Origin of the sequence: Anaeromonas frigoriresistens (genome assembly GCF_016820655.1) — a bacterium.
Classification (GTDB): domain Bacteria; phylum Bacillota; class Clostridia; order Tissierellales; family SIT17; genus Anaeromonas; species Anaeromonas frigoriresistens.
On record NZ_WSFT01000053.1, the window covers coordinates 540,850 to 549,252 of the forward strand.

The window sequence follows — 8,403 nt, forward strand, 5'->3', positions numbered from 1 at the left end:
TTTAAGCTAATTTATCATTATTATTAATATAGTTTGAATGTTTACCACATTTATCTTGCCACCTTGCTAAAACTTTATTATCTGCAATTATCTCTACAACCTCACACATATTTGGGCAGTCATTGCACTCGAATCCACGAACCTTATAGTCTAACTTAATAGAATCAAACCCTCTAAACCTAGTGTGTTTAGCCTTTTTAATTTTTTCTTTTGCAAGTATAGCAGCCCCTATAGCTCCCATAACATCATGATATTCAGGAATATATATTTCTTTACCTAAGTACTTTTCAAAAGCTTTCTTTATTCCCTTGTTAGCAGCCACTCCTCCTTGAAATACTATTGGTTCTTTTATATTTTTTCCTTTAGCTAAGTTATTTAAATAGTTTCTAACTAAAGCTTCACATAAACCATTTATAATATCCTCCTGGTTATGCCCTAATTGTTGTTTATGTATCATATCTGATTCTGCAAAAACAGCACATCTTCCTGCTATTCTTACTGGGTTTTCTGATTGAATTGCTATATCTCCAAAATCCTGTATTTCTATCCCAAGTCTTTGGGATTGCCTGTCTAAGAAGGATCCCGTACCAGCAGCACAAACAGTATTCATTGCAAAGTCTGTAACTATCCCATTATCAATTAATATAATCTTGGAATCTTGACCTCCAATTTCTAAAATAGTCTTAACATCCGGTATAAAATTAATTGCTGCAATAGCATGGGCGGTGATTTCATTTTTTACAATGTCAGCTCCTAAAATAATATCTGCTAAATTTCGTCCACTACCTGTGGTTCCTACTCCTTTAATATCATTATCTTTATATTTATTTCCTACTTCCTTCATTGCTTCTGTTATTACTTTTATAGGATTTCCTCTAGTCCTTACATACTTATTTTCTAATAAATTGTTTTTATCATCTAATATCACTATATTTGTACTTACCGAACCAACATCAACTCCTACAAATAATTCTTTCATTTTCAGACTCCTTTCTTTTTCTAACTAAATCAATGAACGCTTCAATTCTTGTCAAGTAACCGGCTTCTCCAGTCATTTCATCTACTATTAAAGTCATTATTGGAATATTATAGTCCTTTTGAACAGAAGGCAATACACTCTCTGCTACTATCTCTGGCATACAATTAAAAGGAAGGATCTGTATCAACCCATCAAAATTCTCCTCAGCATATAAAATAGCACTTCCCACAGTTTCTCTTCCATGTCCTCCTACTAAAGTTGGTAAATAAGGTTTAGCTTTTTTCCATTTCTTTCTTTCCTCACTTATTCCTATCTGACCTAACCCTATATGATGAGAGACCCATTTACTAGGTGTCAAAGATTTCTCAACAATTACACCCATATGTCCCAATTTTTTTTCAATATTAAGATTAACAAAAGGTTCTATTATCGTATATATTTCACCAATTATTCCTATTTTTAAATTGTCTATTTTATTATCTTCTTTTAAAATTTTTAATTTATCATAAGATGAACTAATCAACGAATTTATTTCATTTACCCCTTTAGTTCCTTCAATTTTAAAATAAAATTCATCCATAATTTGATCAACTTTATTTTTGTTTATAGCAACTGCTCTTTTATAATTTGAATAATCTAATAAATTATCAGCTGAGTACAATACTTGTTTTCCTCTGGATACTGCTTTCATAATTTTAAATATATTTTTTGTTCCTGCTGCTTTTAATATTTCAGTTAATAAAGCATTTGGATTTCCTTCTGGAGGATCAAAACTTATAAATTCAACATCATATCCTAAATCTTTTAAAATTCTCTTCTCCATACTTCCATAAAATCCAAACCTACATGGTCCGCAGCTTCCTGTTATAAGTATTGTATCAGCACCTTTTTCTATACTTTCGATATAATTTCCTATGTTAATTTTCAATGGAAGACAAATTGATTCAGGGGTATACTTAGTTCCTAATTCTAATGTTTTCTTTGTTATAGGGGGAGGAAGTACTACTTCTCTACCTATTTCTTCTAATAGTCCTTTAGCTGCAATATATACATTACCCATATGTGGGAAAGTGATCTTCATCTTTCATCCTCCATTCTAACATATCTATAAAAGCTTCAATTCTTGTATTAATACCTGCTTCACCAGAATGTTCATCTAGTGTAATTAGATTAAAAGGAACTTTAAAACTTTTTGCTTCCCTTTCTACTATATCTATTAATATAGAATCTAATCCACATCCAAAAGAAGAAATAAAAATTATTCCATCAACTTTTCTTTGGTTTATTAAAAAAGAAGTAGCACCTACTATTTTCTTCCCAGATGTCCAAAACATCCTCTTAGGCAAATGTGAAATATAATTATTAATCTGTTTCCCATCTACCATATTAGGTGTTAAGATATTTATCCCTCTCTTATTTAATTTTTTGAAAATATTCATATTTATATAATCATCATATATATTATATTGATGACCTAATAATATAATATTTAAATTATTTTTATCATTTTTATGATTTTTATTAAAACTAGTAAATTGATTTTTATAATTACTAATAGCTAATTCACAATGAGCACCTTTGTTTAGTAACTGCTCATATTTTCTGTATTCATCTTTTGCTTTTCTATATGCTTGTTGTATTTTTATTGGATTTTTAGTGATTTTTTCTGCAGCTTGATATATTTCTCTAGAAAGATGAATCTTATTTTTTCTAAAATTGATTTCTACATCAATTATCTCTGGCATATTAGGTATTGTATTCTTAACCATTGCAGGTAATCCTAATATTTTGGGACATTCGAATTCTCTCTTGCTCAAACTTATCAATCTAGGTATGAACATATAATCAACTTTATCCTTTATATTACATGCATGACCATGAAATACTTTTACTGGTAAACAAGCATCATCTACACAATTTAATACTCCCATATTTAATATATCTTTATTTGTTTTTTGTGATACTACAACCTCTGCTCCTAATTCATTAAAAAATTCATACCAAATAGGAAAGAAATCATAATAATTCATTCCTCTTGGAATACCTATTTTTATCATGTCAAACCTCCAATCCACTCATTATTATAGACAACTTTTCATATTTTATTACACATAAATAAAGAGAGACCATATTATGGCCTCTCTTTATAATTTGATATTATAGTATATATTTCATTAAATATGTATTTTATCTCTTCTTTATCATTATTAAACTCTATACTACTTTTCAGATAATCGAAAAATTCATCAGGAGTTCTAAAAGGAGTATCTAATAATGATAATATTTTTTTCATTCTAATTTTCCTATTTACATTATCCATATTTCTAACATTTCTTTCAATAAATTGTATAAAATTATCAATTGTTTTATTCAAATAAGATTGATCTACTATTTCATCCTTACTAAAAATCAATTCTTCACTTTCAATAAAATAATCTTTTAAATATCCGATAACTTTCTCAGTTGTACTATATAATGATTGCAAATCATCATCTATATTAATATTACTATTTATTATATCTTTTGTTATATCCTGATATTCTTTTGTAGAAGAAATCAATAACTTCTCCATTGTATCTATTCTATCTTTCAATGTTTCTTCAGAGTTTTTATTAATTTCATTAATAAATTTTGTTATATCTTTCTTTTCTGAAGAACTCATATTATTCTTTAAAATATTGATTATTATAAATTTATTTGTTATCATACCCAATTCTCTAATATAATCTAATAATATCTCGATTTCTTTAATAACCTCTCCACTACTAATATATTCCTTTTCTAATTCTTGAGTTGAAAGCTTCTTATAATCAATATCTTTATAATACTGACTCAGTCTGAAATATTTATCAAAAGAATCAACATAACCCCATTCTAAGGTCCCATTAAAGATACTTTTGAACCTTTTAAATAGTATATCAACCTTTTTCTTGCTACTATTTTTAAAACTATATTTAAATGAATTCTCTATAATGTCATAATACTTCTTTTTAGATATTTTAATAGGTATAGTCCATACTATTTCAGATATTTTTTGATTTAAGAGAGTCTCATCTTTCATTAAAAAAGAGTATATTTCTTTGTAGAATTCTTCAAAATTAATTCTAATATTACTATCAAACTCACTCCTACTTATAATATCATAATAAATATTATTATAGTATGATATCTCTGTAAGATACCTAGATAAGTCTATTAAAATATTATGTATATCATTTCTTATATTTTTAAAATACTCTAATCCAATATTTTCATCTACTAAATTTTCTTCATAAATTATATCTATCTTATCTATTTTATCTATCATTTTATGTTTAATTTCTTTAATGTTTTCACCTTTCAAACCTAAAGTATCTAATATTCTATTTATATCACTCTCATATTTATTTGTTAGTTTTTTTCTATACAATATTTCTAAAAAAGATAGTTTTATTATTACAGAATTTTGATTCTTAGAAGCACTTTTAAGGCTATTCTTTAGTTCGTTTTTATTTATGTCCATGTTTACACTCCTCTAATATAGCTTTTACTCCTTCTATAGCATAATATACCATAGGTAAATTTAATGCATCTTTTGGTTTAATCCACTTATAATCAATATGCTCATCATCAAGTTTAATATCTCCACTGTGATATTCACATAGATATATTAATGTTATAAATTGCTTGTCATTACTTTTATTTATTGATGAAGTTGATGCGATAGTTTTTTTTATGTTTATATCAATATTAGTTTCTTCTTTAATTTCTCTTATAATGCTTTCCTTAAGAGTTTCACCAAATTCTAATTTTCCTCCGGGAATATCCCATAGTTTTCCACCAAAACTTGAATTTTCAGATCTCTTTAAAATTAGAATCTCCTTATCTTTTACAATAATACTTTTTGTCAAAATTTTAAACATAGAATTCTTCCTTTCCTTATGTCAACACAAATAAAGGGAGTTTATCTCCCCCTCTATAATATCATATCTTATTATTCATTTTAATTTTTTTTTACTCATCATTCATAAATTCATCTTCAATACCCATAATAACATTATTTCTGCTAAAATCTTTCATTTTATTTAGTATAATCCCTTTTAATTGTATTTCATCTATATTTTTATCTGATTTTACAGATTTCATTCTATCTATTATTTCTTTATTATACTTACTTATGTATAATGTATAATACCTTATAGAAATATCATCAATATCCTTTTCAAATTCTAACTCATTATTTAAATTTTGTATATACTCATTTAAAAAATATTTTTTTCCATTTCCAATTAAATTGAGTCTTAAACTTTCATCATTCTTATATATATTTTTACCTTTTCTATACATACTCCAAGATAGACCTAAAAACATTGAACACATTATTTTAATCAATCTATAATCTAGCAATATACTATTATCTAATAAATATGATACATTTTCATGAATAAGCTTTATTATTTCATCTTTTGTATCTTCTCTATAATCATTAAATACCAACATTATATCTTTAGTAAATCGTTGATTACATATCTTATCTACATATTGGATTAAATAATCATTCATATCGATAATTGTCACTCTATCACTCCTCAATGATTTAATACATAATCTATAAACCTACTAAACAGATGATTGGCTACTAATAATTATTTATACCCAATTCATATTTCTATAATCCATGGTCAAGTATTAATAAGTCATTATTTCATTAATTAAATAATATGCATTATATTGATGTTTTACTATAATTATAAAATACTCTATAATTATATATGCACCCTTAAAACTAATATAGGAGGAATTATGTTGGAAATCATATCTAAAGAATTGAATTCTTTTATTAATATTCCTAATGAAAAGAAATCTATATTTAGAAATAAAACTTTTTGTTTTTTTGATATAGAAACAACTGGATTCAGTAGATTGAAAAATAAAGTGATTTTAATTGGTATATTATACCCTACACAAACTGGTATTAAAGTTATACAATTCTTTGCAAATAAATTAGAAGATGAAAAAAATTTACTTATAAAATTTGTAGGCTTTATTTCAAAATTTGATATTATAATATCCTTTAATGGAGACACATTCGATATTCCATTCTTAAATAAAAGATTTGAATATAATAATATTGACTACTCAATTGATAAAAATATCAATATAGATCTCTTAAAAGAGGTTAGAAATCATAAGACATTATTAGATTTAGATAATTGTAAATTAAAAACCGTTGAAAGAAAACTTGGTATTTTTAGAGATGATTTTATATCTGGTAAAGAAAGTATAGATCTCTATTATGAATATATCACTAATAAGAATCAGGATATTAAGGAATTAATTTTGAAGCATAATTACGATGATATATACTATCTGCCTGAATTATTGAAAATATATGACTTGATTGAGAAAATGTCTAGAATAAATAGTACACAAAATATTAATAACTGTATAATACAATTTGATTCAGATATAAGAAATATAACTTTAGAAGGTGAAAGACTAAGTATCAAAGGAACATCTAATATTCTAGATCTAAAAAAGCAAATGTATTTTAAAGATAATTACACTTTTAAATGGCTACCTAATAAAGGAACTTTTGAACTATCAATTTCAATTATGAAAGGAAAGCTATCCACAGGTAAATCTTGTTCATACTTAGATCAGAGAATGTATTCCTTTTCTTCGTTATTAATCGATCAATCGAAATATAAATTGCCAAAAGAGCTTATACTTTTAGAAGAAAATAAAAATATCATTTATAAAAATATAGAACCACTATTTGATTCTTTTATTAATCAGATTTTCAAAGACCTATATATAACATAGTATTGAGTTTTACTTGATATTATAATAAACAGCTCTAAACTATATAGTTTAGAGCTGTTTATTATAATATCATTATTTTTTGTTTTTCACATTCTTTTATCATATCTTCAGGCCATATTGCAGCTTGAACTTCTCCTATATGAGCTTTCTGTAAAAAGAACATACATATTCGTGATTGACCTATTCCTCCTCCAATTGTATAGGGAAGTTTACCTTCTAGTAGCTCTCTGTGATATCTTAAGCTTTTACGATGCTCACATCCAGCTACCTTTAATTGTCTTTTTAACGATTCCTCGGAAACTCTTATTCCCATAGATGATACTTCTAAAGCAATATTCAGCACTGGATACCAAAAAATAATATCTCCATTTAATTCCCAATCATCATAATCAGGTGCTCTTCCATCATGCTTAATACCAGAATTTAACATGTTCCCAATTTGCATAATAAAGACTGCTCCCTTTTCCTTTGCGATAGCATGCTCTCTTTCCTTTGGAGTAAAATTGGGATACCTATCTTCTAATTCTTGACTACTAATAAAGTATATTTCATTAGGTAGAAAACTTTTGAGTTTGGCATATTTATTATTGATATACCTTTCTGTATCTTTAAATACATAATAGATTTTTTTGACTATTGATTTTAAAGATTCTATTTTTCTATCCTCTTTATTAATTATTTTCTCCCAATCCCATTGATCAACATATATTGAATGAATATTATCTAAGTCTTCATCCCTACGAATAGCATTCATATCTGTATACAAACCTTCTCCAATTTTAAAATTATATCTACTTAATGCCATACGCTTCCATTTTGCTAGAGAATGAACAATTTCAACATCTTTACCACCAACTCCTAGAACATCAAAAGATACAGGTCTTTCAACTCCATTTAAATTATCATTAAGTCCAGTATCTGATATTACAAATAACGGAGCTGATACTCTCGTCAAATCAAGCTTTTTAGATAAAGATCTTTCAAAATAATCCTTAACTTCTTTTATAGCTACCTCTGTTTCTAATAAATCAAGTTTTGCTTTATAGGTTTTTGGTATTATTAGTTTTTTTTCTATAGCTTCCATTTACATTCCTCCATCTTATATATTGTTAGTACAGTATAATTTGCTGGCCAGCAAAACAGTATTACAATAAAGTTATTTAAAGATAATACTTTTATATTAATAATAAAAAAAGTCTTTCAATCCTATATATAGGACGAAAGACTTGTCTTCGCGGTACCACCCATTTTAGCTAGTTTAAATAGCTATCTTAATAAGTACAGAATATAATTATATATTCGATACTTGTCAATTTGATAACGGGATTGATACCGTCTAAGCCTACTTTATAAAATTTCGGTTAGAAACTCCGAGATGTTCTTCAGTATATATCTTCTACCAGTCTCTCACCATCACTAGCTCGCTAAAAGTTAATATTATACCTACTCTTCTCTTCACTGTTTTTTTATTATTAATATATTGTAATAATTATAATCCAATTTTAAAATTATGTCAATAGGTTACCATAATTTTATAACAAAAAAAGACTTCCAAATAAATTGGAAGTCTTTTTTTATGGTGCCCAGAGGCGGAATCGAACCACCGACACGGGGATTTT

General features: G+C 26.3%; 8 protein-coding genes and 1 other annotated feature. Of the genes, 1 reads left to right on the forward strand and 7 read right to left on the reverse strand.

All coding sequences use genetic code 11. The features are described 5' to 3' along the window. Window position 1: 1 nt before the first annotated feature. The 6 genes from GOQ27_RS16910 to GOQ27_RS16935 form a co-directional block, all read right to left on the reverse strand. Window positions 2–979, reverse strand: a complete 978-nt coding sequence (locus GOQ27_RS16910) for an acyl-CoA dehydratase activase (RefSeq protein ID WP_203368046.1) — start codon at window positions 977–979, stop codon at window positions 2–4. Next, window positions 954–2,060 carry an acyl-CoA dehydratase activase-related protein gene (locus tag GOQ27_RS16915; protein WP_203368047.1) on the reverse strand — a complete coding sequence of 369 codons (1,107 nt, stop codon included), beginning with the start codon at window positions 2,058–2,060 and terminating at the stop codon, window positions 954–956. The genes GOQ27_RS16910 and GOQ27_RS16915 overlap by 26 nt, the downstream gene beginning before the upstream one ends. Next, complete coding sequence (locus tag GOQ27_RS16920; protein ID WP_203368048.1) at window positions 2,032–3,036, reverse strand: acyl-CoA dehydratase activase-related protein; 1,005 nt, start codon at window positions 3,034–3,036, stop codon at window positions 2,032–2,034. Before GOQ27_RS16920 ends, GOQ27_RS16915 begins: the two co-directional genes overlap by 29 nt. A 74-nt stretch (window positions 3,037–3,110) precedes the next feature. After that, a complete protein-coding gene (locus GOQ27_RS16925) occupies window positions 3,111–4,481 on the reverse strand; it encodes a hypothetical protein (RefSeq protein ID WP_203368049.1) in 1,371 nt (456 codons plus the stop codon). Next, window positions 4,468–4,881, reverse strand: coding sequence for an NUDIX domain-containing protein (locus GOQ27_RS16930; RefSeq protein WP_203368050.1), 414 nt, complete (start codon window positions 4,879–4,881; stop codon window positions 4,468–4,470). Before GOQ27_RS16930 ends, GOQ27_RS16925 begins: the two co-directional genes overlap by 14 nt. 91 nt (window positions 4,882–4,972) lie before the next feature. Continuing rightward, window positions 4,973–5,536 (reverse strand): hypothetical protein, encoded by a 564-nt coding sequence (locus tag GOQ27_RS16935; RefSeq protein ID WP_203368051.1) that lies wholly within the window; start codon window positions 5,534–5,536, stop codon window positions 4,973–4,975. A 228-nt stretch (window positions 5,537–5,764) separates the two neighbouring features. Between GOQ27_RS16935 and GOQ27_RS16940 the strand changes: the two genes are divergently transcribed. Then, window positions 5,765–6,784: a ribonuclease H-like domain-containing protein gene (locus GOQ27_RS16940; RefSeq protein WP_203368052.1), complete on the forward strand. Its 1,020-nt coding sequence runs from the start codon at window positions 5,765–5,767 to the stop codon at window positions 6,782–6,784. A gap of 61 nt (window positions 6,785–6,845) precedes the next feature. Here GOQ27_RS16940 and asnA read toward each other — a convergent pair whose 3' ends face one another. Next, a complete protein-coding gene (asnA, locus tag GOQ27_RS16945; RefSeq protein ID WP_203368053.1) occupies window positions 6,846–7,868 on the reverse strand; it encodes an aspartate--ammonia ligase in 1,023 nt (340 codons plus the stop codon). A gap of 126 nt (window positions 7,869–7,994) precedes the next feature. After that, window positions 7,995–8,252 (reverse strand) — a binding site (T-box leader). Window positions 8,253–8,403: the final 151 nt, after the last annotated feature.

Bases quoted from the DNA above. Each gene is read 5' to 3' on its own strand.
- GOQ27_RS16920 (WP_203368048.1), bottom strand. From the start codon at position 3,036: ATGATAAAAATAGGTATTCCAAGAGGAATGAATTATTATGATTTCTTT.
- GOQ27_RS16930 (WP_203368050.1), bottom strand. From the start codon at position 4,881: ATGTTTAAAATTTTGACAAAAAGTATTATTGTAAAAGATAAGGAGATT.
- asnA (WP_203368053.1), bottom strand. From the start codon at position 7,868: ATGGAAGCTATAGAAAAAAAACTAATAATACCAAAAACCTATAAAGCA.
- GOQ27_RS16915 (WP_203368047.1), bottom strand. From the start codon at position 2,060: ATGAAGATCACTTTCCCACATATGGGTAATGTATATATTGCAGCTAAA.
- GOQ27_RS16910 (WP_203368046.1), bottom strand. From the start codon at position 979: ATGAAAGAATTATTTGTAGGAGTTGATGTTGGTTCGGTAAGTACAAAT.
- GOQ27_RS16925 (WP_203368049.1), bottom strand. From the start codon at position 4,481: ATGGACATAAATAAAAACGAACTAAAGAATAGCCTTAAAAGTGCTTCT.